Source organism: Vibrio sp. CDRSL-10 TSBA (genome assembly GCA_039696685.1).
Classification (GTDB): Bacteria; Pseudomonadota; Gammaproteobacteria; order Enterobacterales; family Vibrionaceae; genus Vibrio.
The window spans coordinates 349,950-375,737 of record CP155566.1; the positions used below are offsets into that span (position 1 = coordinate 349,950).

Here is a 25,788-nt window from a genome sequence, read left to right on the forward strand (position 1 = left end):
ATGTATCTGGCCCATTTCGGATTGGATCAGCTGCCGTTTCACCTCACCCCGGATACGCGATTGTTTCTGGGCTTAGCGCCGCATTATGAAGCGATTCAAAGTGTAGGCGCTGCACTGGAAATGGGTGAAGGCGTGATAAAAATCACCGGCGAAGTCGGTACCGGTAAAACCATGGTGTGCCGGATGCTGCTGACCCATTTGTCCTCTGATGTTGAGTTGCTCTATTTACCCAATCCGGCGCTGAGTGCGATGGAGTTGCGTCGCGCGGTCGCGCATGAACTGCAGCTCGGAGAAACTGAGTGACAGTCAGTTGGTGGAGAGCATCCAGGCCCGTTTGATGACGCTGCATGATGAAGGTAAACGTGTCGTCGCCATGGTGGATGAAGCGCAGGCGTTATCCGATGAAGCGCTGGAAGTGCTGCGTCTGTTCGGCAACCTGGAAACCGAGCAGACCAAATTACTGCAGATGGTATTGATAGGCCAGCCGGAACTGGATGTGCGGCTGAGCGAGCATCATCTGCGTCAATTTCGGCAGCGAATCACTTTCAGTGCCACTCTGCGTCCGCTCAATCTGGCAGAGAGCGTTGCTTATATCGATAACCGTTTACAAAAGTCCGGTGTGGCTCAGGAGCTGTTCAGCCTCGGGCAAAAGAAAGCCTTGTGGCGCGCGTGTCATGGTATCCCGCGTCTTATCAACCAGGTGTGCCATAAAGCGCTGTTACTAGCGTTTTATGACGCTGTGCCTGAGGTGAGCAATCAGCATGTTTATGCGGCAATTCATGACACCTTTGATACCTGTAAACCCAAATTCAAAACCCCGCTGCTGTGGGGATGGAGTCAGTAATGAGTGAGATCAACAAAGCGCTGTCCCAGTTGGCGGCCAAGCGCGGAGCCTCACTGGATCAGATTGAAGCGGCCCGGGTGGCGCCGGTGAAAACCCGTCCCGGCTGGGTCTGGGCGCTGGGCGGTTGTGCGCTCAGCCTGGCTTTAGGTGGCTGGGCGGTGTCCTGGCAGGCGCCGCAAAGTCTGCCAGCGGACGAAGGGCAAGGTAAACCTGTCTTGATCGCAGCGCAGCAAACTGATTTGGCCCCGACGGTTTCGCCGACCCGCAATACCAGCCCGACGGCGATTGAAGTCTACCGGCCGTCACGTACTATTAGTGATGCGCCGCGCGAAAAAAATACAGTTCAAGCCGCTCCATCTCAGCCTCAGGCTCCATCTGTCACAGCACCGCGGTCTGCGCCGCAGCACGAGCTTGCTGCACCTCAGCACCAGCCTGCTGCGCAGGGGGCAGGTCGTCAATCGACTGCCGATACACCGGCACAGAGCGTGGAGAGCGGTAACCGTGACGCGCACATGATGGTTGAGCAGGTGGAACTGACCCCGCAGCAACTGGCGCAAAAAGCGCTCAGCCGCGCCGATAAAGCGCTCGACAGCAATGACTTTCAGGATGCGGTCGATGCCTACAGTGAAGCATTGCGTTATACCCCGCAGGATGAAACTGTGCGTCAGAAACTAGCGGCGCTTTACTACGGTAAAGGGGATGTACGGCGTGCGTTTGACCTGCTGCAAAACGGGATTGAACTTAATCGCCAGGGCGAGCGGCTGCGCATCGCTCTGGCGAAATTACTGATTAAAGAACAGCAGCCCGAAGCGGCTTTGTCGCCACTGGCCTTTCTGCCTGCCGCGCCATCGCAGGAGTATTTATCGCTGCGCGCCGCTCTGGCGCAAAAGAGTAAACACAACGAGCTGGCTCTGGAGAGCTACCAGTTGCTGACACAAAAAGAGCCAGGCAATGGCCGCTGGTGGCTGGGTCTGGCCATTCAGCAGGAGCGGGCGTTCACCCTGCCTGAGGCGAGAGCGTCGTATCAGCAGGCGCTGAGCAAAGTGGGGCTCTCCTCGCAATCACAAACCTTTATCCGCGATCGTCTGGCCGTGATTGCTGCTGTGGAGGAAGACAAACGTGCAAATTAAACTTCGTAAACGCCTCGGTGACCTGCTGGTTGAAGAGGGCATTGTCAGCGAAACTGCAGCTTGATCAGGCCCTGGTAGCCCAGCGAGAGAGCGGGCGTAAGCTGGGTAGCACCCTGATTGAACTCGGCTTTCTGACCGAGCAGCAGATGCTGACCTTCTTGTCTCAGCAGCTCTCCCTGCCACTGATTGATCTCAATCGTGCCCACATCGACATTGATGCGGTACAACTGCTGCCGGAAGTTCACGCACGCCGCTTACGGGCGCTGGTGATTGGCCGTGAAGGCGATATCCTGCGTGTTGCCATGAGTGATCCGGCGGATCTGTTTGCGCAGGAATCCCTGCTGAACCAATTGCCGATGTACGGCTTTGAGTTCGTGATTGCCTCGGAAAAGCAGCTGGTGGAAGGGTTTGACCGTTACTACCGCCGCACTAAAGAGATTGCCTCGTTTGCGGAGCAGTTGCACGCCGAGCACCAGGGCAACGACGCTTTTGACTACACCATAGGTGGTGAAGACAGCGAAGATGTCACCGTGGTGAAGTTGATCAACTCCTTGTTTGAAGATGCGATTCAGGTCGGTGCGTCGGATATTCATATTGAGCCGGAAGCGAACATGCTGCGTCTGCGCCAGCGCATCGACGGGGTATTGCATGAAACCCTGCTGAATGAAGTTAACATCGCACCGGCGCTGGTACTGCGCCTCAAACTGATGGCCAATCTGGATATTTCGGAGAAACGTTTGCCACAGGACGGCCGGTTTAATATCCGTAGTAAAGGTCAGTCGGTGGATATCCGGATGTCGACCATGCCGGTTCAGCATGGTGAGTCGGTGGTGATGCGTCTGCTTAACCAGACTTCCGGGGTTCGTAAGCTAGAAGAATCCGGTATTCCGGAAGATCTGTTGCTGCGGTTACGTCGTCAGCTTAAGCGCCCGCATGGCATGATCCTGGTGACCGGGCCGACCGGTTCCGGTAAAACCACCACCTTGTATGGCGCGTTGTCCGAGCTGAATGTGGCTGGTAAAAAAATCATTACCGCGGAAGATCCGGTTGAATACCGCATTGAGCGGGTCAACCAGGTTCAGGTCAATCCGAAAATTAACCTCGATTTCTCAACTCTGCTGCGGACTTTTCTGCGTCAGGACCCGGACATTATACTGGTCGGGGAGATGCGCGATCAGGAGACGGTGGAAATTGGCCTGCGTGCTGCACTGACCGGTCACCTGGTATTGTCGACGCTGCATACCAACGATGCGGTCGACAGTGCGCTGCGTCTGATTGACATGGGCGCACCCGGTTATCTGGTCGCCAGTGCGGTGCGTGCAGTGATTGCGCAGCGTCTGATCCGTAAAGTGTGTCCTGACTGTAAAAGCGAAGATGTGGTGGATGATGCGCGTCAGCAGTGGCTGGCGCAGCGTTTTCCCAATCAGGTGACGGCGCCGTTTATGCGTGGGCGCGGTTGCCAGAGCTGCAATCTGACCGGATATCGCGGCCGGATCGGGGTATTTGAAATGCTGGAGCTGGAACATCATATGATGGATGCGCTGCGTGCCAATGACGCGGTCGGTTTTGGCCGTGCGGCGCGCGCTGATAAACAGTACAAGCCTCTGCTGGTCTCGGCGATGGAGCTGGCGCTGCAAGGCGTGGTCAGCCTGGATGAAGTGATGGCGCTCGGAGAGGGCGACTCATCCGGTATGGCCCAGGCGTTCGAGTTGTAGGGTCACGTATGCCAACTTATCGTTACTCAGGCCGCAATCTTGACGGCAGTAAAGCCTCCGGTTCGGTTGAAGCTCCGAACGAAGAGATAGCCGCCGATACGCTGATCAGCAAAGGCGTGATCCCGACCTCGATTGCGCGCGGTAAAAACGCGGCTAAGACCAGTTTTGACTGGCGCGCGCTGCTGGTACCGGCGGTGCCGCTTGAAGTGATGGTGATTTTCTGCCGCCAGATGTACAGCCTGACTAAAGCTGGTGTGCCGCTGCTGCGCTCAATTAAAGGCCTGACTCAAAACTGCTCCAATAAACAGTTGCAGCATGCTCTGGAAGAGGTCACGAACGAACTCACCAACGGGCGTGGTTTGTCCTCAGCGATGCAGATGCATGCCGGTGTGTTCAGCCCGTTGTTTGTGTCGATGATCAATGTCGGCGAAAATACCGGTCGTCTTGATCAGGCATTATTACAACTGGCCAACTATTATGAGCAAGAGGTTGAAACCCGCAAACGGATCAAAACCGCGTTGCGCTATCCGACCTTTGTGATCAGTTTTATCTTACTGGCGCTGTTTATTCTTAACATCAAAGTGATTCCGCAATTTGCCAACATGTTCAATCGCTTCGGGGTTGATCTGCCGTTGCCGACCCGGATTCTGATCGGTATGTCGGACTTTTTTGTCCACTACTGGCTGGCGATGGTGGCGGCGATGGTGGCGTTGCTGTTTGCGTTTCGCGCCTGGCTCAATACCGCATCCGGGCGCGAGAAGTGGGATAAGTTCCGTCTACGTATGCCGATTGTCGGCACCATAGTTAACCGGGCGCAGTTATCGCGTTTTTCCCGCACGTTTTCTTTAATGTTGCGCGCCGGTGTGCCGCTTAATCAGTCGTTAGCGCTGGCAGCAGAGGCGCTCGACAACAAGTTTCTTGAAGCGCGCCTGCTGGAGATGAAAGCCGCGATTGAAGCCGGCAGCAGTGTATCATCCACGGCGATCAACAGCGGGGTGTTTACCCCCTTGGTGATCCAGATGATCGCGGTTGGTGAAGAGACCGGCCGGATTGATGAGCTGCTGCTCGAAGTGTCTGATTTTTATGATCGGGAAGTGGATTACGATCTGAAAACCCTGACCGCCAGGATCGAACCGATCCTGCTGGTCATCGTGGCCGCAATGGTGCTGGTGCTGGCGCTGGGTATCTTCCTGCCGATGTGGGGCATGATGGATGCCATCAAAGGGCGTTAGCAGTGCTCACACTGCGTTCCGGCCCGTTTTTGTGGGCTTTGGTGGTATTAAGTCTGATCGCGGTCATGTTTTCGGCCTGGCAGCCGATAAACAGAGAATTACAGCGTACCGCGTTTGAGGTTGCCAGCGGCCGTATGATTGAGCGGGCTAACTTTTACAAGCAGGAGTGGCTGCTGCGCGGTAAACCGCAGCGCAGTCAGATTGACGGTGAGTGGATTGAATTTTCCCCGCACGGCTGGCTCTATCCGCGTTTGGGCGCCAAGACAGAGCATGGCAAGGGGGATAATGGCGCGCTGCATGCAGAGATAAGCGGCGAGGTGGATTGCTCGGCTCTGTTAGCGCTGCTTTATCCGGATGTCAGGATTCTCAATCAGCCGCCGCGGGTGACCGGCACAACGCTGAGTAACGGCTATGATTGTGTGTTTGATTATCACGGCTACAATACGATAGAAATACGGTTACAGAACAACAAGTTTTCAGCGCATATCCAGCCAGAGCCTTAAGCTGGATTCTAACTGATGTATCACGAAGTTGAGCGAAAACGGGTTGCCAGTATATGCAACAATAATGAGTGTGTTAGGATTAGAGATATGAATAAGCAGTCGGGTTTTACCCTGGTTGAATTGGTCATTGTGATCGTGGTGGTCGGTTTGCTGGCGGTCGCGGCATTACCGCGTTTTCTTGACGTCACCGATGAAGCGAAAAAAGCCAGCATAGAAGGTGTGGCCGGTGGTTATGCCACCGGTGTGCTCTCTGCCCGCGCGCAGTGGGAAGCTGGATCGCGTCCGAGCACCACCATTGGCAATGAGCGTTACAACACGGTCAACTATGACGGTATGGATTTCTGGCTGACCCGCGCTCAGGACAGCAGCGGTACCAGCACAGATTTTCGTGACGGTTATCCGTTTGCTATTAATCAGGACAGCACCACGGTTTCCGGGCAGTCTGGATGACCAGAACTGCGTCGACCTGATGGAAAACCTGCTGCAGAACCCGCCGCAAGTCGATACGGTGGCCAATGCCAGCAGTAATGATGATATCCGATACAGCGCACAGGCTGACAGCAGTAACTGGACCTGCACTTATGTGCAGCAGGAAGGGAACAGCGAACATCAGTTTGTGTATGAGATCCGAACCGGCCGGGTAACGGTCACCTTACAATAAGCGATTTATTTTTCTGAAAGAGAGAGAGTTACAATGAAAAGACAAGGCGGTTTTACCCTTATCGAACTGGTGGTGGTGATCGTAATTCTGGGTATCCTGGCGGTTACAGCAGCACCCCGTTTCCTGAATTTGCAATCTGATGCTAGAGCGTCAGCACTTCAAGGTCTGAAAGGCGCCATGCAAGGTGCTGCGGGTATTGTTTATGGTAAGGCTGCGATTAACGGGGTTGAAACTAGCGATGAGTTAGTTGTTGTTTCTTCTGAAGAAAGCAATATAAATACTATTTTTGGGTATCCTACTGCTAGCAGTGCAGGCATTATTGCTGCTATGAAAGGTTTTGATAGTGACGGTGATTGGCAAGTTTCAGGCGGTGCTGACACTGCTGGAGCTGAAATACAAGTCACGACTGCGGGAAGTAACCCAAACTGGACTTGTAGTGTTAGATATAAAGCAGCAACCTCTGGAGCTGAACCTGTCATTACAGCGCCAGATGCAGATAATTGTTAATTAGATATATCCAAAGGCCAGCCTCGCTGGCCTTTATTGCTTTAGCCGGCCCGAAATCACAACCTGATCGTTGACCGGCTTGCTACACTTACCGTTTATCTTTCCTTAACCTGAGAATCGATGCGCACACCTGCTCGCACTAACGCCGGGTTTACCCTGGTGGAATTGATCGTGGTGATCATACTGATCGGCATTGTGTCTGTGTATGCAGCCAGCCGCTTTATTGGTGTGGCGAGCTTTTCTGCCTTTACCGCGCAGGAGCAGGCGATCTCGATTATCCGCCAGATTCAGCTCAGCCGCATGCAATCCAACCTCAGCGCCGAGCAACTGCAAAGTAACGGTTATTACACGCTGGCGGTGACGCCGGACTGTTTAGGCTCGGTAGCGTCCTGCCAGGCCAACCTTGATGATGCACGCAGCGATGTGCTGCGCGGTGACCAACTCTCTTTCGTCTCTTCTGCTGCTCTGGATAACCAGAGCTTGTCGTTTGACCTGCTCGGTAATCCGGTCGGTATTACTCAGCCCGGCCTGACGATACTGATCAGCGCGCCGGACAGCTCAACCCAGATTTGTATTAACTCGCAAGGTTATGTGTCGCGCGGAGGCTGCGTATGATGCGCCAGCGCGGTTTCACCCTGATTGAAAGCATTGTGGTGATGGTGATTATTGGCCTGGCGATGGTGACTCTGGTCAGTTTTCTCTATCCGCAGGTCGAGCGCTCGGCCGCGCCGCATTACCAGACCCGCGCCGCTAACCTTGGCCAGAGCATGATGAGCCAGATCCTGGCGCTTGGTTTTGATGCCAACAGTGATTTTGACGGCGGTTTTTTGCGTTGTGGTGAAGAGGGCGCCGAGCCTTGCACTCCTCCTGAATCACTGGGGCGGGACGATGAAGCAACGCCGGATGAGTTTAACGACGTCGATGACTATATTGGCTGCTGGTACAGCGACAGTGCGAACGATTGCGGTTCGAATCCCGATGTTTATCCGCTGGCCAATGTTCTCGGTCAGGATGTCAGTGCTAACTATCGCCATTTTACCGTGACCGTGGCCGTCAGTTATGCAGGCAGTAGCTATCAGCCGGTGGCTGCGGTCACTGAGCTTAAGCAGATTCGCCTGACGGTGGATACCGGCGGTTATGGCCAGTACCAGTTTGTTGCCTACCGGGGGAATTATTGATGCGCACGCGCGGGTTTACGCTGGTCGAAATGATCCTGACCATGATTGTCGGTTCGATTCTGGTACTCGGGATTGCCGGATTTGTCGAACTGGGCAGTCGCGGCTACGCTGATAGCGTGGCCCGGCAACGCATTCAGACCCAGGCCCAGTTTGTGCTGGAAAAAATGATGCGTGAGATTCGTCATGCCATTCCGAACAGTCTGGCGATATCGTCTGACAGTACGCAGCAGTGCCTGTCGTTTTATCCGATTGTCTATTCTGGTTTCTATGCCTTGGGCGATACGGATAACAGCCGCTTAAGCTTTATTGTCGGTAATGTTGCCCAGGCGAGCAGTTTCGCTCAGCTTTGATGGCCTGACCATGATTATCAATCCGAGTCATCAGGAGGAGTTTAGCTCCGGCAGCGGCATTGCGATGAGCGGCAGTGACACCAGTGTGACTTTATCGCAGCCGCTGAGCAGCCAGTCCGTGGCACAAAGATTTTATATGTATCGCTCGGCGGTGGAGTATTGCCTTAATTTTGCTGCTAATACCATCAGCCGGAATGGTGTCATCGTTGGTGACAGCATCAGCAGCGGCAGTTTTGATTATGAGTCGGCCAGTTTGCAACGCAGCGGTGTGGTGCATTTGTCGCTGCGTTTCAGCCAGAATGGTGAAGCGAGTGATTTTGAACAGGATGTGCAGGTACTCAATGTTCCCTGAAAGCGCGCAATCACGCCCATCTGCCCGTCAGCCATTGGCCGGGCGGCGCAAACAGGGCGGTAATTTATATATGGTCGCCCTGTTTGTCATAGTGGTGATGGGCTTTCTCGCTTCGGCGCTGAGCCGGATGGAATGGTCCAATCAGGACGGCCTGGCGCGCGAACTGCTTGGTACCCAGGCCTGGTTTGCCGCCCATTCACTGAATGAAATGGCGCTGACCCATCTTTATCCGCTCGGCCAGTCGGCCGCGGTCAGCAGCGTGTGTAATGATGACTGGACAGCAATCTCGGCTGAGGCAAACAGCATGATAACGCAGTATCCGGGCTGTTCGGCACAAACTCAGTGTATCTCGTTAGGACCGCTGCAGGATGATCAAATATTTAAGCTGGAGAGCAGTGTGACCTGTGGCAGTGGCCGTTATCAGGTCGAACGGGTCCAGGATGTGTTGGTGAAGGAGTGATATGATGCAAGTGAGGTTGATGTGGCTGCTACTGCTATTGATGAGCCAGTCCGTGTTTGCAGCCAATCAGTGTTATGAGAAAGGTAATGAGGTGTTCTCAGTGCAGTTCGAGGTTGTAGGGCATTCAAACCACCACCCAGAGGTATATATCACTAATAATGGTGGTCGGCGGACCGAAACCTTATGGTACACCGGTACGGAGAAGAGTGACAATAAAGTGCCGTATTTGTTTAATGAGCAGAGCTTACAGGATGGCGTCAAATACCAGATTCGAATTATCAATGATAGTGTGAATGATGTACTGCAATATTACCGGCGCGTAGATTCGGAGGTCAATAGCGACTGGGTTTTGGTGCAAGAGATAGGTCAGAAAATCCATCAGGGTGTGATTCACATTCTATCGAACGATCCTGAGATTACAATGATTTGTGCTCAGGAGATTGTAGAACCGGAAGAACCTGTTTTATTTAACCAGTGTGACTATTTTCCTCAACCGATACAAAGTTGGATCGCGGCTAACAATAGTGATTATAACAACTTTCCCAGCAGCGAACTGGACCTTCAGATAGAGAATGTAAATATCCGTGGGTGGTCAGACGGTTATCTCGATGATCCTGATAATTTTTACCATTTTGAAGACTGGACTGGGGATCGGACGGTGTTGCGGGTTGGGTATGAGCGAGTCAGTAATTCATGGCTGGCGTATGAGAACCCAAATGCAAAAGTGTGTAACGGCAATACCGGCTGTTATCCTGGCAATGAAGATGGCCAGCTGCACCTTCGCCAGACTGAAGCTCCGGTGCCAATTGCAGTGGAATTTACTGCGCAGGAGGAGTTAACCATAAGCAATGATCCGCTTGGTAATGATAGAAATAGTTACACTCGAGTATGTGCAGATAGCAAGTCGTCTTGTCAGTACAGTGAAGAGGGCGATACGGTTACGATTACCATTGTACGTGATTTAAAACTCTTACATGTTGATACTAATTCAAGCAAAAAATTCAAGTTGGAGTTTTTTGGTAACCGTAAGATAGAGAACTTCGAGTATATGTCCAAGCCTGGCTTTCTGGAGGTGATATTTGAGCGTTTTGCCACGCACTATTTCTCCAGAATTATCGGTGATGGAGATCAAGCGAGGTTTCATTTTGCCAGTCATGTGCGGTTAAATATTACTGATAGTTTTACCCCGAATAATACCCTTATCTTCAATTACCCTCCTGATACCGGCGTGTTGAGCGATTTTGTCGCTCCGGTGATTTATGGTCCTCATGCGACGTTTACGTTTATTCAGCTACAAAGTGACACAACTGCCAATGCGGAAGTTTTTCTACTCGCTAGACATATTAAATTTACTAAATTCGTACAGTTGAGTGGCTCGATTACGGCTAACAAGCTCACAGTACAGGAAGGGTTAAACCTAAATGCGCTAGATGGCTCCCCGGATTGCTGGAAAGGGGGGGAGTCTCAAGACAGCTATGATCTAACACTTTCACCGACAGAGTCTTACTCTCTTATCTGCGAACGTGAGCAGGTTGAATTTCAGGTGCTGGATGATACCAATCAGGCTACCGGTACATTTAATGGTACCATTGATGTTGAGGCCGTTGGCGGGACACTGAACCTGATCAAAGGCAGCGGCAGTAACGGAAGTTATCGCGCAGACGAGAATGGGCAGCTCTGGTTTGAGCTTTCCGAAACGGGTAGTGAAATTATTACTGTGTCTGGGACGTTAATGTCGAATGGTAACAGCAGCCAGGCTGCAGGCACTTATCATTTTGTGCCTTACAAACTCGCGGCGGACGATCAGTTTGTGATTGCCAATAAGGAGCAGAGCGTACAGGTCAAAGCATTAGCATGTGACGATAGTGGTAATGTTGTCGATACTAAATACTCGGGCTCGCCTGATGTGAGTTCAGCCTGGGTCGCACCAACCGATGGTGCAGGGCGCCTTGATTTTAAACCTGTATTCCCTGAAGAGAGTAAGGGGGAGAGCATTAGCCCCCTAACTATGCAAGACTCTGGAATTAAAACGGTCACCATGACGGACACTAACTTTGATTGTACGGGTTTTTCTGATTGTCCGATCAAAGGCAAGGGTACGCTGCAGGGCAGTTTTACTGTCTACTCACGCCCTTGGACACTGGCCATCTGTTCGCCCAACGACAGCAGTAGCATGGATGGCAATATCACGGCTCGCAGCAGCACGGCGTTTACCGCGGCCGGCAGCAACTTTGCGCTTAATGTGCGTCCTCTACGCTGGATCAGTAACGGTGCAGAACAAGGTGAGATTGAAACTTCAGGCCTGTGCGCAGAGGCGGTAACACAAAACTTTTTTGCTGATGCCGCCCAGCTGACCGCCATGACTGAACTGAGTTACCAGGTGGCTCAGCCTGAGGAAGGTGACAGCGGCACACTGAACGGGATTTTGGCGCTGTCCAATGATGCCGGAGAGAACAATAGTTATCTGCCATTCAGTGATTTGTCCTGGAGTGAAGTGGGCGTATTGCGGGTTCAGGCTGCGATCAGCGGCCAATACCTGGGCATGACCGTCAATCCGGGCTATCGCGATATCGGCCGCTTTTATCCGGCCTGGCTCAGCCTCAGCGCGAACGACTGGGATTACCCCGATGATCACTCGGGGTTCGCTTATATGAATCAGCCGTTCGGTTATGGGTTTAGCGTTGCAGCGCAGAACCGCCAGGGTCAGATTACTAAAAACTATTCATCATTTGATGCGGCTCTGATCGCCGATATTAAGCTGCTGGCGGTGGACAGCAGTGGCGCTGAACTTGGCGCGCGGATTTCCGATTACGATCTGCAGTTCTGGGATGGATCCGGCTCCTGGTCTGACGGCGTGTTGTCTGGTGATCACTCACTGACATTCAGCAAACTTGTCAGTAATAGCTCGCCATATACCACCAGTGCGGACGGGCCGTTTAACAGCGGGTTTGGCTTGCGGGTAACCGATAAAGTCGATGGCGTGGACTTTGCTGCCCCGCAACTGGCGTTAACGCAGGATGGTGCGTCAGTGGATAACGGACAAGTATTCGCTCTCCAGCCAGATATCCGTTATGGGCGTATGGTACTGGACGATGTCGGTGGCGCGGTGACCAGTGTGATTAATGTGCCGCTGCGGGTTGAGTACTGGCAGGGCAGCCGTTTTGTCACTAACAGGGATGACAACGGCAGCTGGTTCCGATCCAGCTCGAACTCGATTTGCCGCCAGAGTATCTGGACGTCAGATGCCGGTAAGTTCAATTCATCACTCGAACCGCGTCAGGAGTCATTGCAAATCCCGACCGTATCGGCAGGTGAAAGCGATCAGCTGATGGCGGAGCCGCATTCTAAGCATGAGCAGAACAGTGTGCGTGAACAGGTACGTTTCTGGCTGCGGCTCGATGACAGCAGCACCAGCTCGCCGCAGCTGGCTGACAGCAGTGTCACTTGTGGTCCGCAGGGGGCCGATAATCCCTGGTTGCAATACAATTGGCGCGGTGTCGGTGATGAGGATCCGTCTGCGGTGGTGACCTTCGGTGTGCATCGCGGTAACGATCGGGTGATTTTCCGTGGTGAAGCACGCCTGACCGGTCAATGATCCCGTCATTTTCACACCCCAGGTTAGGAATCTGTTAGAAATTGCGTGTTTCAACCCATGTTTAGACCTCAATGCCTTGCTGTGATCGCAAGGCATTGGTACATTTAGTGCAATTTTTCTCTTCATTTCTTGCAGGACGAACGAAGATTATGTTTAAAAAACTTCGTGGCATGTTTTCAAATGACCTATCTATCGATTTAGGTACAGCCAACACACTTATTTATGTTAAAGGACAGGGCATCGTTCTCGACGAGCCTTCAGTCGTTGCCATTCGCCAAGATAAAGGCCGTGGTGGCAAAACCGTTGCTGCTGTGGGTCACGCAGCTAAGCAGATGCTAGGCCGTACGCCGGGAAATATTTCCGCCATTCGTCCGATGAAAGACGGTGTGATTGCTGACTTCTACGTGACTGAGAAAATGCTGCAGCATTTCATCCGCAGCGTGCACGACAACAGCATTCTGAAACCTAGCCCACGCGTATTGGTTTGTGTTCCATGTGGTTCAACTCAGGTTGAGCGTCGTGCTATCCGTGAATCTGCGCTGGGCGCCGGTGCACGTGAGGTGTATCTGATCGATGAGCCGATGGCGGCCGCGATCGGTGCGGGCCTGCGCGTATCTGAACCAACCGGTTTCTATGGTGATTGATATCGGTGGCGGTACCACTGAAGTGGCGGTTATTTCTCTGAACGGCGTGGTGTACTCATCATCAGTGCGTATCGGTGGTGACCGTTTTGATGAAGCGATCATCAATTACGTACGTCGTAACTACGGCAGCCTGATTGGTGAAGCGACGGCTGAGAAGATCAAACACGAGATCGGTTCTGCTTATCCGGGTGATGAAGTTAAAGAAGTGGAAGTACGCGGCCGTAACCTGGCCGAAGGTGTGCCACGCAGCTTTACCCTGAACTCGAATGAAATCCTGGAAGCGCTGCAAGAGCCGCTGACCGGCATCGTCTCGGCGGTTATGGTGGCACTGGAACAGTGTCCGCCAGAGCTGGCGTCTGATATTTCCGAGAACGGTATGGTTCTGACCGGCGGTGGTGCACTGCTGAAAGATCTGGATCGTCTGCTGACTGAAGAAACCGGCATCCCAGTCGTGATCGCGGAAGATCCGCTGACTTGTGTGGCGCGTGGTGGCGGTAAAGCTCTTGAAATGATCGATATGCATGGTGGCGATCTGTTCAGCGATGAGTAATGGCTTATCTGGCACTCTGCGGAGTGCCCGAATTCAACTTTAGGACGGTTTAAGATGAAGCCAATATTTGGTCGTGGACCTTCCCTTCAGTTGCGTCTGTTTTTCGCGGTTATTATATCAGCCAGCCTTATGCTGGCTGATAGTCGTTTAGGTACATTCACTCATGTACGATTTTTGCTCAACAGTTTAGTTGCACCGATTCAGTATGCTGCCGACCTGCCGCGCAGCATGTTTGATGGATTCTACGAGCGTTTTAACACCCGTCAGCAACTGATGGAATCGAACCGCACGCTGAAACAGGACGTGTTGACGCTGAAAAGCGATCTGATCCTGCTTGACCAATACCGCGAAGAAAACCAGCGCCTGCGTAAACTGCTTGGCTCTACTTTTGTGCGTGATGAGAAAAAAGTAGTGACGGAAGTGATGGCGGTCGATACCTCGCCGTACCGTCACCAGGTGGTGATTGATAAAGGCCGTGTGGACGGCGTTTACGAAGGCCAGCCGGTCATCAATGAAAAAGGTATTGTTGGTCAGGTGACCTTTGTTGCCGCGCATAACAGCCGCGTATTGCTGCTGATTGACCCCAACAATGCCATTCCGGTGCAGAATATCCGTAACGATATCCGTGTCATCGCGTCCGGCAACGGCCAGAGCGATGAGATTCAGCTTGAGCATATTGCCACCAGTACCGATATTGAAGTCGGCGATATGCTGGTGACATCGGGTTTGGGCGGGGTTTATCCGGAAGGTTATCCGGTCGCTTACGTTTCACAGGTTGATAAAGATACCCGACGTGAATTTGCGGCGATTAAAGCAACACCGGTGGTTGATTTTGACCGCTTACGCTATCTGCTGTTGATCTGGCCGAATGAAGATCGCCAGCAGCAAGTGATCAACGCTGACACGCAACCGATGGCAGAAGGCAATAACGCAGAGGACAATAATAATGGCCAGTAATGATTGGGCAGGCCGTGTTGTTATCTGGGCCTCATTCTTTTTTGCTCTGGTTTTGCAAACCATTCCCTGGCCGGGTGCGCTTGATTTACTGCGCCCGTCCTGGCTGTTGCTGGTGACCTGTTACTGGGTGCTGGCGCTGCCGCACCGGGTCAACGTCGGTACCGCACTGATACTGGGTTTACTGTGGGATTTGCTGCTCGGCTCGACGCTGGGTATTCGCGGCATGATGATGTCGATCGTGGTTTATCTGGTCGCACTCAACTTCCTGGTGCTGCGCAATATGGCACTGTGGCAGCAGGCAATTGTGATTGCCGGGCTTTCTATGGTGCTGGAAATCCTGATTTTCTTTGGTGAATATTTGATCCAGGACGTGACATTTAATCCATTGTCACTCTGGAGCGGCTTAATTAGCTGTATACTCTGGCCGTGGATGTTCTTATTACTGCGTCGGGTTCGACGTCATTGGCATATTAAGTGATAACGCGATGAGCGAAAAAAAACTGATCTTAGCTTCCGGCTCGCCAAGACGGCGCGAATTGTTAGCCCAGCTGGGTTATCAGTTTGATATTTTGGTCCCCAATGTCGAAGAAGCGCAGCAAGCGGATGAGAGTGCGCTGCAGTATGTAGAACGTTTATCCCGTGACAAAGCGCTGGCTGGCTTAGCCATGACAGCAGCCGACAATGATACGGTAGCGAGTAATGATGCGGTCGTGATTGGCTCTGACACCATAGTGGTGCAGGACGGTCTGGTGCTGGAAAAACCGCACGATTTTGCGGATTCACGCCGCATGCTGCTCCATCTTCAGGCTAATCGTCATCAGGTGATGACCGCGGTGACGGTCGCCACAGCGCAGCACTATCGCTCTGTCGTGGTGACCACAGACGTCTGGTTTAAAGCTCTGACCGAACAAGAAATCGAACAGTACTGGCAAAGCGGTGAACCTTGCGATAAAGCTGGCAGTTATGGCATTCAGGGATTGGGTGGACGATTTGTAACAAGATTAGAAGGTAGCTACTACGCCGTCGTCGGGCTACCACTCTACGAAACTGACCAGCTCTTGCGCGAATTCTTATAATTTAAAATATTGAGGTGCGCTCATGAGTGCAGAGTTGATCTTAAACGTCACACCGAGTGAAACCCGGGTGGCGATGATTGAAGGCGGTGTCCTTCAGGAAATCCACATTGAACGTGAAGCAAAGCGGGGCATTGTCGGCAATATCTACAAAGGCAAAGTGAGCCGGGTTCTGCCGGGCATGCAGGCTGCATTTGTTGATATCGGCCTAGATAAAGCGGCGTTTTTGCATGCTTCTGATATCGTCCCGCACACCGAATGTGTGGCCGAGAACGAGAAACAGCAATTCCAGGTGCGTGATATCTCGGAACTGGTTCGCCAGGGCCAGGATATTGTGGTGCAGGTGGTTAAAGATCCGCTTGGCACTAAGGGCGCACGCCTGACCACAGATATTACCCTTCCTTCCCGTTACCTGGTTTATATGCCGGGTGCCAGCCATGTCGGTGTATCACAGCGGATTGAAAGCGAGTCCGAACGTGAACGCCTCAAAAACGTTGTCTCACAATATTGCGATGAGCACGGCGGTTTTATTATCCGTACCGCTGCCGAAGCGGCTAAAGAGAAAGAGCTGTCCCAGGATGCTGCTTTCCTCAAGCGTTTGTGGGGCAAGGTGATGGAGCGCCGGGTTAAATACAAAAACCGTTCGACTCTGTATGGTGAACTCGGTCTGGCGCAGCGCATTCTGCGTGATTTCGTCGGTACAGACCTGACCAAGATTCTGGTCGACTCGCGACAGGAATATGAAAACCTGGTCGAATTCACTTCGGAGTTTGTGCCAGAGCTGACCGATAAGCTCGAGTTGTACGAAGGTAATCAGCCCATTTTCGATATGTACGACACTGAGAACGAGATTCAGCGTTCCCTGGAGCGCAAAGTCGAACTGAAATCCGGCGGCTACCTGATCATCGACCAGACCGAAGCTATGACCACCATCGATATCAACACCGGTGCGTTTGTCGGGCGTCGTAATCTGGAAGAGACGATTTTCAACACCAATATTGAAGCCACTCAGGCGATTGCGCGCCAACTGCGCCTGCGTAACCTGGGCGGTATTATCATTATTGATTTTATCGACATGTTATCCGAAGAACACCGTAAGCGGGTACTTACTTCACTTGATGCGGCGTTGAGCAAAGACCGGGTGAAAACTAACATTAACGGCTTTACCCACCTTGGTCTGGTGGAAATGACCCGTAAGCGAAACGCGCGAAAGTATTGAACATGTGCTGTGTTCCACTTGTCCAACTTGTGAAGGACGTGGCAGCGTGAAAACCGTTGATACCGTGTGTTTCGAGATCCTGCGTGAAATTACCCGGGTGAACCGGGCCTACGATGCGGATCAGTTTGTGGTGTATGCGTCACCGGCGGTGGCCGAAGCGCTGCACGGCGACGAATCACACTCTCTGGCGGAGCTGGAAGTCTTCATCGGTAAGGAAGTACGTATTCAGGCTGAACCTTTGTATGTGCAAGAGCAATTTGATGTTGTAATGATGTAATAGGACAGCGAGTGATCTCAATGTTAACTCGCCTTGGGCGGATCGTAACCTGGCTGCTGGTCAGTTTGTTGGTGCTGCTGGCAATTGCCATCACGGCACTGCGTGTTCTGTTGCCGGAAATGAACCGCTTTAAGGATGAGATCCAGGGCTGGGTCAGCGAGCAGAGCCACATTCAGTTTGAAATCTCTGATGTGCGTGGCTTCTGGCGCAATACCCACCCGTCGCTGGCTTTGCAGGGCGTTCAGGCCCGTTTTCCTGATGGCAGTGAGATTCAGTTCAACACCGACCGGATTGATGTCGAGTTTGATCTGTTTGACTCGCTGCTACAGCAAGAGCCGGTGGTCGCTAATCTGGTTATCCATCAGCTTAAGCTTGATATCCGCTCGGTTGATCTCAACCAACTCAACCAGCCTTCCGGTGAAGAGACTCTGCCCGGAGCTCAGGGACGGGTATTACGCCGCCTTGATGATCTCTTCCTACGTCAGTTAGATGACTTCTCTTTGCAGAATTCCACCATTCAGTATCAAAGTCTGGCCGGGGATATGCGCCAGCTCGATATTGATAAGCTGCACTGGAAAAACCAAGGCCGGCGCCATCTGGCCGAAGGGGTAGTCAGCCTGGCCGATGCGGAAATCAACTCGCTCAAAGTGAGTGCTGACTTTCGCGATCACGGCTCTCTGAGTGACATTTCCGGTGATTTCTATGTCAGTGCCGATAAGCTGCGTGTTTTGCCTTGGCTGACCCGTTATCTGAAAGATGCGACCGGTATTCAGCGCGGTGTGGTCAGCTTCGACGGCTGGATGACACTGGAAAACAGTCAGCCGGTCGATGGCTATGTGGCATTAAAGCCATCCGAGCTTATCTGGCAGCAGGCCCCTGCCGAGCCAGAAGCTGAGCAGGATGCTGAGTCGTCATCAGACAGTGAACAAGCCACAGATTCGCAGCGTCATGAGCTGCTGCTTGAATCGGGCATTCTGGTCCTTTCTCCGCATAAAGATGGCTGGCAAGTAAGTGCGCACTCACTAAATGCACGTACTGACGATACGCCGTGGCCGGAGATCGACTTCGGCCTTGACTGGCAGCCGCAGCAGTGGCGCCTCAACGTCTCCCAACTGGATATTGCGGCCCTGCTGCCCTTGGCCCGTCTGGTGCCGGAATCCCATCAAACCAATCAGTTACTCGATGAGCTCAGCCCGAGCGGGCTGGTGGAAAATCTGCGAGTACAGCAAGGCGTGACACCTGAATCACTGCGTTATTCGGCCACGTTGAAAGATATCGGTATCAAGCAGTGGGAACTGCTGCCGGAAGTGCATAATCTGCAGGCCAAAGTGAGCGGAACGCCGGATAAGGCAGTCATTCACGCCAGTCTGATTGATGATGTGCTGCCGTATGGTGACGTGTTCCAGGCGCCGCTCAATATTCGCCAGGGTCAGGTCGATATGGTGTGGCAGCGCGATGACAGCGGCTGGTCGCTGTGGGCGGATAAAGTCACTGCGGCGACCCCTGATCTGCAGGTGCTGGGCGCGTTCCGGCTCGATTTTCCTGAGGATAAAAGTCCGTTTCTGTCATTTTATGCTGAAGCTGATCTGCATAATGCCGGTCAGACCTGGCGTTATCTGCCGACACTGGCGCTCGGCCATGAGCTGACCGACTATCTCTCAACCGCGATTCAGGGCGGTAAAGTCAATACTGCCAAGCTGCTGTGGTACGGCGAGCTGGGCGATTTCCCTTATCCGAATCACAACGGTATGTTCCAGGCCTGGGTTGGCCTCAAGCAGGCGACCTTTAGTTTTGATACCGCCTGGCCGGCGATTACTGATATGCAGCTTGATCTGCTGTTTGAAAATGATGCCATGTACCTCGACTCTCATGCGGCGACGCTGAAAGAGGTCAAAGCACAGCGGATTACCGGCCGTATTCCGCATCTTGAATCCGACGGACATATTGAGATTGAAGCCAGTGCGGTGGCGCAGGGTAATACGGTGCGTGATTACATGACCGCGACACCGCTGGTGGACTCGGTGGGGGCGGCACTGACTACGATTCAGGTCAGCGGTGATGTGACCTCTGAATTCCAGCTCAATATCCCGTTTAGCTCAGAGCAGGAGCCGCGTGCCTGGGGCTGGGTTGATCTGGACAAGAACCATGTTGAGATTGATGTGCCGCCGATGACCCTGGAAGCGGTCAGCGGCCGGATTGAGTTTGACAATGATGTGGTGACCGCGGCCGGTTTGTCGGCTTCGCTGCTGGAGCAGTCGATTTCGTTTGATTTCCGTGGCGAAAGTGCCGCGCAGGGCTATGCGGTCAATATCGATCTGGTCGGTGACTGGGAACTGAAACCGCTGACGCCATATGTTGGCGCCCGCTGGCTCAATCCGCTCCAGGGCCATGCGCCGTGGCAGATGGGAGTCGATATTCAGCTTAACGATGTCGGCTTTACCTATCAGATTGACGCGCGGGCCAATCTGAACCAGGTTGCGAGCCGTTATCCGTATCCGCTTAATAAGCCGGTCAACAGCAAGGGGACGGCATTGCTGCAGGCCTCAGGTAACCAGCAGTCCATCAGCGCCCGGGTTCAGGTGCCGAATGCCAAGTACCAGGCTGAAATCGATATTACCAAATCCGTACCGGTACTGACCGCCACCAATCTGGTGGTCGGACAGGGCAGTTTCCGCATCAGCCCGGTGGTCGGGCATGATGCGCAAATTCGTACCGACAAGTTAGATCTCGACCAGTGGATTCCATTGCTGCAGCCTGAGTCGCAGGGCAAGTCAACGTCGGCTTTGGCGACGATGAATACCCCGCAGATCCCGACCCCGCAACGGGTCGATCTGCGGGTCAAAGAGCTGCATGTCGCGGATCTGGACTGGCATGATGTGGTGTTTAATGCGCGTCAGAAAGATAAGCTGTGGCAGATGACCATCGACAGCCAGGAAGCGCAGGGTGTGGCCGACTATCAGCTGCCGGACAAGCTCAGTGTCAACCTACAGCGTCTGCATCTCTACATTCCGCAGCTTGATGAGCAGGATGGTAAAGCGCCATTGATTGACATCGAAAAACAAGATCAGCCGTTGATTTCTGATTTTGATCGTCAGTTCCACGCGCTGATGCCGGATCTCAAGCTGGATATCAGCGACTTCTGGCTGCAGGGCTATAAAGTCGGTAAGCTGGTGATGGACATGGAACGCCAGAACAATACCCTGAACTGGAAACAGATTGATTTGACCAGCGGTACCAATGAAGTGCACATCAACGGTGGCTGGACACTGCACAATGACAGTAGCCATACCACGATGAATCTGGCTATGAAGGGTGACAATAACAGCGATCTGATGGAGCGTTTTGGTATCAGCTCTGGTATTCAGAAAGCGCCGTTTGATATGACCAGTCAGCTGCAGTGGGATGGGGCTCCATGGTCAATGAAGGTCAACACCCTGCAGGGCAAACTGGATACTGAACTCGGCAAAGGTGTGATCTCGAATGTCAGTGGCGCGGCCCGTTTGCTTGGTTTGTTCAGCCTGGATTCGATCATTCGTAAAATGCAGCTTGATTTCAGCGACGTGTTTGATGACGGCATGGCATTTAACTCGATTACAGGTAACGGTGAAATTTCTCAGGGTGTGTTTGTCACCAATAACATCAAAATGGATGCCGTCGCCGGTGAGATGACCATCAAAGGTCTGGCGGACCTCAACACCCGAAACCGTCGATGCGGAAGTGAATTTTGTGCCGGATCTGACCTCTGGTATTCCGGTGCTGAGTGCGTTTGCGGTCACGCCGGCCACAGCTCTGTACGTGCTGGCGGTGAATACGCTGATTTCACCTGTGGTGGAGATTTTTACCCAGGTCAACTATGAAGTGAAAGGGCCATTGGATGCGCCGACGGTAAAAGAACTCTCCCGCACCCGCGGTGAGTTCAAGTTACCGGAAAAGCTGAGAAAGTTAGCAGAATAGGGAGTGAGAACATGCAACGTGTCGGATTAATTCAGATGACCTCAGGTCCGGATGTAGAGCAGAATCTGGCCTACATCGCCAGGCAGGCACAAGTGCTGGCCGGTCAGGGCGCCAAGTGGGTGGTGACACCGGAAAACGCGGTGGTACTGGGCAATCGCGAAGACTACCACAGCAATGCTGAAGCGTTCGGCCAGGGGCCGATTCAGGCCGAGTTATCCCGCATTGCGCGCGACAATCAGCTATGGTTACTGGTAGGCAGTATGCCGATCGCCAGAGCGGAGGGCGTGACAACCACATCGATTTTATTTAATCCGCAGGGCGCAGCAGTGGCACATTATGATAAGCTGCATATGTTTGATGTGGATGTCGCCGATGGCCATCAGCGTTATCGGGAGTCGGAAATCTTTACCCCTGGCAATGAAGTGGTGGTCACACCGACACCGTTCGGACAGCTTGGGCTGTCTGTCTGTTACGACGTTCGTTTTCCTAATTTATACGCAGAGCTGCGCCGCCTCGGGGCTCAGATTCTGCTGGTACCTGCTGCGTTTACCGCGGTAACCGGACGCGCGCACTGGGAAGTGTTGCTGCGTGCCCGCGCGATCGAGACCCAGTGCTGGGTGGTCGCGGTCGGTCAGGGCGGTCACCATCCGTGCGGACGTGAAACCTGGGGCCACTCCATGATCATCAACCCTTGGGGTGAAGTAGTGGCTTCGCTGGGACAAAGCCCGGCCAATCTGGTGGCTGATATTGAACTGGACCAGCTGGACACGGTAAGACGTACCATGCCTGTCATTGAGCACACGCGCTTTGATAATCAATTTAAAGAGATAAAGAGTTAGCTATGAGTATTACCCGTATTGAAGAAGCACTATTAACCCCCGCCGGGCTGACAGAGCAGGATATCGCTGACACTTTGGCGACCATCGCCACTCGTGAAATTGATTATGCTGACATCTATTTTCAGTCCAGCTGGCATGAGTCTCTGGTGCTGGAAGACAGCATCATCAAGGATGGCTCGTTCAACATTGACTGTGGTGTCGGTGTGCGTGCGATCACCGGTGAGAAGACCGGTTTTGCCTATTCTGACCAAATTCAGCTCGACGGGTTAAAGCAGAGCGCCATTGCTGCGCGCGGCATTGCTCAGCAAGGCCAGAATGGCAAAGTTCAGGCGTTCAAACGCAGCAGTAATCAAAGCTACTATGCGGCGGTTAACCCGCTGGAATGCTGGGAGAAGCAGCAGAAAACCGAACTACTGAAACAGCTGGACGCGTACATCCGCACCAAAGAGCCGCTGATTCAGGAAGTCTCTATCAGCCTGAGTGGTGTGCATGAGCAGATCCTGGTCGCCGCGACCGATGGCACTTATGCCGGTGATATCCGTCCGCTGGTACGCCTGTCGATCAGCGTTCTGGCACAAAAAGGCGATCGCCGTGAACGCGGCAGCTCAGGCGGCGGCGGCCGCTTCAATTACGACTTTTTCCTCTCGGAAGAGAATGGTCAGCAGATGGCGTACTCTTTTGCTGATGAAGCGATTCGCCAGGCGCTGGTCAACCTGGAAGCGGTTGCGGCACCAGCCGGTACCATGCCGGTGGTTCTGGGTTTCTGGCTGGCCGGGTGTGCTGCTGCACGAAGCGGTAGGTCACGGTCTGGAAGGCGACTTCAACCGCAAAGAATCGTCAGTTTTCTCCGGCAAGATTGGCCAGAAAGTGACGTCGGATCTGTGTACTATTGTCGATGACGGCACGCTGAAAGATCTGCGTGGCTCACTCAACGTCGATGATGAAGGCGTGAACGGTCAGTACAATGTGCTGATCGAAAAAGGTGTCCTGAAAGGCTACATGCAGGACAAGCACAATGCGCGTCTGATGGGTGTGGCACCAACCGGTAACGGCCGTCGTGAGTCTTATGCTCATCTGCCGATGCCGCGTATGACCAATACTTATATGCTGCCTGGTCAGCACAGCCCGGAAGAGATCATCTCGACGGTGAAGAAAGGTATTTACGCACCAAACTTTGGCGGTGGTCAGGTGGATATCACCTCAGGTAAGTTTGTGTTCTCAGCCTCTGAAGCGTACATGATTGAAAACGGTAAAGTGACTCATCCGATCAAAGGCGCGACCTTAATCGGTTCCGGTATTGAAGCCATGCAGCAGGTCTCTATGGTCGGAAACGATCTGAGTATCGACCGTGGTGTCGGCGTGTGCGGTAAAGCGGGCCAGAGTGTGCCGGTCGGTGTTGGTCAGCCAACACTGAAGCTGGATGCGTTGACCGTGGGTGGTACCGAGTAACGGATCCGTGAGGGCAGATGAGTTAATCGCTTAGTCGGTTTATAAGTCAGTCTGTTGATAAGCCACTCTATTGATAAGTCAGTCCCTTAATAATCGAGCCGCAGTGATGCGGCTTGTGTGTTTACGGCCCGGCTGTCGGGATTGGGCTTTCGGCATATTTCTCGACCAACAGCAGCAGAAAGATCGGATCCGGATCGTTTTGTGGGTGGTAATTACTGGCGATCCATGCCATATTTCGTCGCACTGAAATTTGACCTAATTTAACCATTCTGGAGCACACTTATGTCTAATGAAGATGAATATCTGTCAGTTGAAGAGTTACTCGAGATCCAAAAGGAAGAGACTCGCGATATCATTCAGGCACTCCTTGAGGACGGCAGTGATCCAGAAGCTCTGTATGAGATCGAACACCACTTCTTTGCTGAAGACTTTGCTACGTTAGAAAAAGCGGCGGTTGAAGCATTTAAGATGGGTTTTGAAGTGCTTGAAGCGGAAGAGACCGAAGACGAAGACGGCAACAAACTGCTGTGCTTTGATGCAACTATGCAATCGGCGCTGGACGCAGAAGCCATTGATGCTCAGGTCGAGAAGCTGGTTAACCTGGCTGAGAAATACGACGTGATCTACGACGGCTGGGGCACCTACTACGAAGGTGAAGATGCGTTGTACGGCGACGACGAAGAAGATGAAGACGACGACGCTTAATTAATGCGGCGCACAACGCCTACGACGCATTAATAATACATTGCTACAAATACCAGCCAGCCGGCTGGTATTTTTTTACCCTGCATGTTTGAATGGCGCAAATTGTGCCTGATACCAATCGGATAAGTCACTGACCAGCTCTGCCGGCAAGTGAACATTGCAATAACCGGCCTGGCGCAGATTGGTATTTGCCCTAACTGATTACTCAATAAAGACGGATCTCATGCAGCTTTCTCTTGCCGGACTCTGGCAGCTTTCCCCCCTGACCGATTTATCCATTCCCCAGGATGACATTACCTTTCCGGCCCCGCTCAGCACGGTGTTGCCTGATGAGCTTTCTGAACAGAGTATTGCTGAGCAGGAATGGCATCTGATGCATGACATCGAGGTTGACGACACTCTGCTCAGCTTTGCGGCGATTGATCTGGTGCTGGAAGGCATCGACTATCATGCGGAAGTGCGTCTTAACGGTGTGGCGCTGTTTGACTGTGACGGTTCACAAACCGTATATCGCAAAGATATCCGCCCGTTACTTAATCCCGGCCGTAACCGGTTTGAAATTCTGTTCCTTGAACAGGAGGAAGAGTGGCTGATTGATGAAGAGCCGGCACAGTTGTGTGCATTACCTGCTGAGCAGCCTGAACCTTATGACAGCCGGATAGGTATCTGGCGCGCGCCGTTTTTGCAGTGTATTCGCCATGTGCGCCTTGAGCATGTTGCGACCGAACAGATCTGGCATCATGGCGGCGGTTGTGAAGTGCTGGTTGAGCTGTTTTTTCACACCTACGCACCTGGCCTTATCTCTGCCACAGTGAAATTTGGCAGTATGACTTATCAGCTGCCTATCGATGTGCGCAGCAGCCGTGCCAGCGCTTTGTTCCAGGTGGAAGCACCGCGGTATTTTGACCCGCAGCAGCCGCAAAACCAGGCTCGCTACGATGTCCGGGTCGAACTCGACGGTCAGGTACTGGCCTTCCAGCTTGGTCTCAATCAGGATATGTGTGTCAGTCACTTTCCCCTGTAACCTTTTGCATTAATAAAAAATCCCGCTCAGTCAGGCGGGATTTTTTGTTAGCAACAGGGCACGACAGGTCAGAGTTTAGTGGGCACAGTGCCACTTGGCCGGATGTTTGTGCTGCCAGTTTCTCTCATGCAGGTAGTAAGCACAGGTATTGATACTGGGTTCAATCAGGGCCATGACACCGCCGACTAACCAGCTGCCGGTCAGCAGGTAGGCGACATTAAACGCAACCGTGAAGTGAATTACCGCAAAAGTGGCGGTTTTGATGCGCGCATTGGCGACCTTATTTTGCTTTTGGCTGTAACGGTTCCAGGCCTGTTCGTGAAAGTAGAACGCGACGGTATTAACCATAGGTTCCAGCATGGCGATCAGGCTGCCGATGATCACATCACCGGTCAGCACATAGGCGACGCTGAAGGCAACGCAAAAGTGAATGGCGGCAAAACTTAGTGTCTTTTTCATGCTGTGTCCAACCCTGTTTCTGTTTGATATGAGTATTATTGATAATTATTCTCAAAACGGGAAATGGGTTTGAACGATTTGTTTGATAGGTTTTAACGAATAAAAAAGACG

15 protein-coding genes and 8 pseudogenes are annotated in these 25,788 nt (G+C 52.8%); 22 read left to right on the forward strand and 1 reads right to left on the reverse strand.

Features of this window, described 5'->3' with window-relative positions:
• The 22 genes and pseudogenes from ABDK09_08995 to ABDK09_09100 all read left to right on the forward strand — a co-directional run bounded on the left by ABDK09_08995 (position 1) and on the right by ABDK09_09100 (position 25,218).
• Positions 1-844: pseudogene (locus ABDK09_08995) on the forward strand (AAA family ATPase).
• A complete protein-coding gene (locus tag ABDK09_09000; protein XAW89759.1) occupies positions 844-1,974 on the forward strand; it encodes an MSHA biogenesis protein MshN in 1,131 nt (376 codons plus the stop codon). Before ABDK09_08995 ends, ABDK09_09000 begins: the two are co-directional and overlap by 1 nt.
• Positions 1,964-3,689: pseudogene (locus ABDK09_09005) on the forward strand (ATPase, T2SS/T4P/T4SS family). Before ABDK09_09000 ends, ABDK09_09005 begins: the two are co-directional and overlap by 11 nt.
• A gap of 8 nt (positions 3,690-3,697) precedes the next feature.
• Complete coding sequence (locus ABDK09_09010) at positions 3,698-4,921, forward strand: type II secretion system F family protein (GenBank protein XAW89760.1); 1,224 nt, start codon at positions 3,698-3,700, stop codon at positions 4,919-4,921.
• Between the two features lie 2 nt (positions 4,922-4,923).
• Complete coding sequence (locus tag ABDK09_09015; GenBank protein XAW89761.1) at positions 4,924-5,424, forward strand: MSHA biogenesis protein MshF; 501 nt, start codon at positions 4,924-4,926, stop codon at positions 5,422-5,424.
• Between the two features lie 87 nt (positions 5,425-5,511).
• Positions 5,512-6,085: pseudogene (locus ABDK09_09020) on the forward strand (prepilin-type N-terminal cleavage/methylation domain-containing protein).
• A gap of 33 nt (positions 6,086-6,118) precedes the next feature.
• Positions 6,119-6,592, forward strand: a complete 474-nt coding sequence (locus ABDK09_09025; protein ID XAW89762.1) for a type II secretion system protein — start codon at positions 6,119-6,121, stop codon at positions 6,590-6,592.
• Between the two features lie 120 nt (positions 6,593-6,712).
• Positions 6,713-7,207: a prepilin-type N-terminal cleavage/methylation domain-containing protein gene (locus ABDK09_09030; GenBank protein XAW89763.1), complete on the forward strand. Its 495-nt coding sequence runs from the start codon at positions 6,713-6,715 to the stop codon at positions 7,205-7,207.
• Positions 7,204-7,770 carry a type II secretion system protein gene (locus tag ABDK09_09035; protein ID XAW89764.1) on the forward strand — a complete coding sequence of 189 codons (567 nt, stop codon included), beginning with the start codon at positions 7,204-7,206 and terminating at the stop codon, positions 7,768-7,770. The genes ABDK09_09030 and ABDK09_09035 overlap by 4 nt, the downstream gene beginning before the upstream one ends.
• Positions 7,770-8,472 (forward strand): annotated as a pseudogene (locus ABDK09_09040) (prepilin-type N-terminal cleavage/methylation domain-containing protein). Before ABDK09_09035 ends, ABDK09_09040 begins: the two are co-directional and overlap by 1 nt.
• Positions 8,462-8,932, forward strand: coding sequence for an MSHA biogenesis protein MshP (locus ABDK09_09045; protein ID XAW89765.1), 471 nt, complete (start codon positions 8,462-8,464; stop codon positions 8,930-8,932). Before ABDK09_09040 ends, ABDK09_09045 begins: the two are co-directional and overlap by 11 nt.
• A gap of 1 nt (position 8,933) precedes the next feature.
• Complete coding sequence (locus ABDK09_09050; protein XAW89766.1) at positions 8,934-12,527, forward strand: DUF6701 domain-containing protein; 3,594 nt, start codon at positions 8,934-8,936, stop codon at positions 12,525-12,527.
• A gap of 149 nt (positions 12,528-12,676) precedes the next feature.
• Positions 12,677-13,721 (forward strand): annotated as a pseudogene (locus tag ABDK09_09055) (rod shape-determining protein).
• Between the two features lie 54 nt (positions 13,722-13,775).
• Positions 13,776-14,678, forward strand: a complete 903-nt coding sequence (gene mreC / locus ABDK09_09060; GenBank protein XAW89767.1) for a rod shape-determining protein MreC — start codon at positions 13,776-13,778, stop codon at positions 14,676-14,678.
• Complete coding sequence (mreD, locus tag ABDK09_09065; protein ID XAW89768.1) at positions 14,668-15,156, forward strand: rod shape-determining protein MreD; 489 nt, start codon at positions 14,668-14,670, stop codon at positions 15,154-15,156. Before mreC ends, mreD begins: the two co-directional genes overlap by 11 nt.
• A gap of 7 nt (positions 15,157-15,163) precedes the next feature.
• Positions 15,164-15,754: a Maf family protein gene (locus ABDK09_09070; GenBank protein XAW89769.1), complete on the forward strand. Its 591-nt coding sequence runs from the start codon at positions 15,164-15,166 to the stop codon at positions 15,752-15,754.
• A gap of 22 nt (positions 15,755-15,776) precedes the next feature.
• Positions 15,777-17,247: pseudogene (gene rng, locus ABDK09_09075) on the forward strand (ribonuclease G).
• A gap of 11 nt (positions 17,248-17,258) precedes the next feature.
• A pseudogene (locus ABDK09_09080) lies at positions 17,259-21,201 on the forward strand (YhdP family protein).
• Between the two features lie 11 nt (positions 21,202-21,212).
• Positions 21,213-22,040 carry a carbon-nitrogen hydrolase family protein gene (locus tag ABDK09_09085; GenBank protein XAW89770.1) on the forward strand — a complete coding sequence of 276 codons (828 nt, stop codon included), beginning with the start codon at positions 21,213-21,215 and terminating at the stop codon, positions 22,038-22,040.
• Positions 22,041-22,042: 2 nt separating this feature from the next.
• Positions 22,043-23,489: pseudogene (tldD, locus tag ABDK09_09090) on the forward strand (metalloprotease TldD).
• A 282-nt stretch (positions 23,490-23,771) separates the two neighbouring features.
• Positions 23,772-24,194, forward strand: a complete 423-nt coding sequence (rraB, locus tag ABDK09_09095; GenBank protein XAW89771.1) for a ribonuclease E inhibitor RraB — start codon at positions 23,772-23,774, stop codon at positions 24,192-24,194.
• Positions 24,195-24,417: 223 nt separating this feature from the next.
• Positions 24,418-25,218: a hypothetical protein gene (locus tag ABDK09_09100; protein ID XAW89772.1), complete on the forward strand. Its 801-nt coding sequence runs from the start codon at positions 24,418-24,420 to the stop codon at positions 25,216-25,218.
• Between the two features lie 75 nt (positions 25,219-25,293).
• Here the strand turns inward: ABDK09_09100 and ABDK09_09105 are convergent, their stop codons facing one another.
• Positions 25,294-25,677 (reverse strand): DUF2061 domain-containing protein, encoded by a 384-nt coding sequence (locus tag ABDK09_09105; GenBank protein ID XAW89773.1) that lies wholly within the window; start codon positions 25,675-25,677, stop codon positions 25,294-25,296.
• Positions 25,678-25,788: the final 111 nt, after the last annotated feature.